Origin of the sequence: Adlercreutzia agrestimuris, assembly GCF_943193125.1 — a bacterium.
Classification (GTDB): Bacteria; Actinomycetota; Coriobacteriia; order Coriobacteriales; family Eggerthellaceae; genus Xiamenia; species Xiamenia agrestimuris.
Map to the genome: position 1 here is coordinate 1 of NZ_CALPCX010000011.1, position 2559 is coordinate 2559.

Annotated in this window: 2 protein-coding genes; both read right to left on the reverse strand. The window is 44.5% G+C overall.

What is annotated here, in order from left to right:
- Positions 1 to 636 precede the first annotated feature (636 nt).
- Positions 637 to 1002, reverse strand: a complete 366-nt coding sequence (locus NFR28_RS08820; protein WP_251179440.1) for a hypothetical protein — start codon at positions 1000 to 1002, stop codon at positions 637 to 639.
- A 44-nt stretch (positions 1003 to 1046) separates the two neighbouring features.
- Positions 1047 to 2453, reverse strand: a complete 1407-nt coding sequence (locus NFR28_RS08825) for a hypothetical protein (RefSeq protein WP_251179441.1) — start codon at positions 2451 to 2453, stop codon at positions 1047 to 1049.
- Positions 2454 to 2559: the final 106 nt, after the last annotated feature.

The window sequence follows — 2559 nt, forward strand, 5'->3', positions numbered from 1 at the left end:
TTATCTTATCAATATATATAATTTTACACTTTAACACTAAAAAATCGCTCAAAAAAGCGACCATCCTCAACCCCTTAAACCCTATGGGGGGGCGTATATTTATCAATACTGTAATTGTAACAAAACCACCCAAAAGAACGCCCCAGGATCGCCTTAAAAACTAACCCCAGAAGAAACATTCACTGAAACAAAAATAGAGCCTTAGGCTTGATCTCATGCCGTCTCAAGCACCTCAAAACAACCCTTTTGATCGACAGTCAAACCAGGGTGCATACTTAGGGGCGCGGGGTCTCCCCCGCAATCCTGCATTCGATTTTGAGCGGAGTGAAAAATTTAGAATCAGGATCCATTATCTGGCGGCAGGATCACGAATTGTTACGCAATCAGGAGAGATTGCTGCCAGATAATCAAGACCCCTCGCTTGTAGTCTACAGACTACAAGCGAGGGGGTTTAACGTCCGAACGCTGAAAAGCGGTACGGGCGTTAAACGAGTCTTGCTAACCTAAAAACAAGCGTGTTTTTAGGTTGTTGAAAATATCGAACAAGTGTATGTCATCCACTAGAAAAGGAGCAAGAAAAAACAGGCAGTGAAGGGGCGGATAGGGCGGATGTGATCCTTCTTAAGGCTTAAACTATCACTTTCCCAAAAGTCTATGCAGAAAGCCTTTTTTCTGCGCAGGAGCGGCGAGGGCAGCTGCAACATCTGCACCATGCAAGGCTTGAGCACCAGCAACACTCTGCTGGGCGGCAACGAGCGCAGAGGACAGATCACTAATCTGCTTGTCCTTAATTTCAAGCTGGCGGCGTAGGTCTTCGTAGACCTCTTTTGGTATGCCGTTTTCAGTGCTTTTTTGTGTATGGCTCCTGTATGGCTCCTGTATGGCACTTTGTATGGCTTGTTCAACGAACTCGGTTTGAGTTACTCCTTGCTCTTTTGACTGTTTTTCGAGTTCAGAAGCAATTTTTTCATCAATGCGAAACGTCTTTTTAACTGCTGGCATGTGTATGGCTCCTGTATGGCACTTTGTATGGCACCTGTATGGCTTCACTGCTCTTTAAGCCACTTTATCACGGTGGGTCTGCTGACACCTAAAGCACGCGCAATCTCACTATGGTTAGCATCTGGATGTTTTGCTTTATATTCTAAAATTAAGTCTTTCTTCTTTGGGGCACCTAGTCTATTTCCTCCATCCCACCAGTTTTTCCCTTGACGTTTTTGGCGTATGTCTCGTATTGCGCGAGCCTCCTCAAGATGAAACTCCTGTTTTTGGAAATTCCTTTTATTCGCCTGCATCTGAATTGCTGTCAAACGCGCTATTGTGTCGCGGGGAAATGTCACATAGCATTCATTGTAGGCTTCAAGAGCCTTTTCGGTTTCTTCCCAGGTAAACGGCTCATCTGTGTCTTTTCCCATATCATTGAACTGCGCTTGGAACACAGCTGCATCAGCACGAAGCTCGTTCTCGGCTATATCACACTTCCTTGCATATACCGCAAGACATAGCATGCAAAAATAACGATGACCGATTGTAGTTTTAGACTCGATTTGCTGCTTCCACCAATCGTATAAATCGCGCTTAATATGCCATCTGCCAGGCATTTCTCCGCGCACTATTCGGCTCTCATACCATTCGGGAAATCTTTGCTTAGCAGCTTCTAGTTTTAATGCCGCTGGTTGGTTTATTTTGGCAACCGCGTTGCCGTGTGTATAGCCGTTTAAGTACTCAACAGTTACACGCTCTCCAGTTTTATAAGCGCTCAGACGATATGCTCCCATTTTGGTTCTTGATCCAACCATACGAAACCCTTGGACAACACCGAGTGCTTCCTTGCGCTCTGGTTTTGTTGAGGTGTACTTCGTCCAAATGCAATCTACTAGATATTTTTTAAGTTTCAGCAGTTCAGCCTGGTTGTTTCTATACATCGCTATGGGCTGCTCAAAGACGTAATAAAGGTGAACACCATGCCCAGAATTGACGATGAAAGTCGGGCGCGGCATAAGGTTCAACTCCTCAAACCAGTTAAGCATGTTTTTGAGGTGTCCCTCGCCTACGTAGTCAATGTCAAGCGTTAAAGCATGCATCCACAGCGCATGATCTGCGCGCCTGGATCTGCCGTAATAAGAAATGGGAGAGCAGATAACAAAAGGTTCCTCTAAGAGCGAATCAAGCTGCTCTAAGCCGTCAGTAATGATTGTTTTAGTCGCCTTTTTAGATGTCTCGTCGATAGATATGGCAACTCCATTGCCTTTTTTGTCTTCCTGGTGCCCAAGACGCTCAAATGATCCAAAAGGAAAGATGTAACGATAGAAATCTTTAGGGGAAATTCGAGGATAACGTGAGGATAAAACCCTGTCTTTTACAACGAAGTCGTCTAAGTCCTCCCGAGGAATAAAGTTCGGGATCTCTGCCGATAAATTCACTTCAAAATGCTCAATTTTCGTCCGATTCATCCTTGAACCCCTTAACCCCTATGGGGGGCTTATCTTATCAATATATATAATTTTACACTTTAACACTAAAAAATCGCTCAAAAAAGCGACCATCCTCAACCCCTTA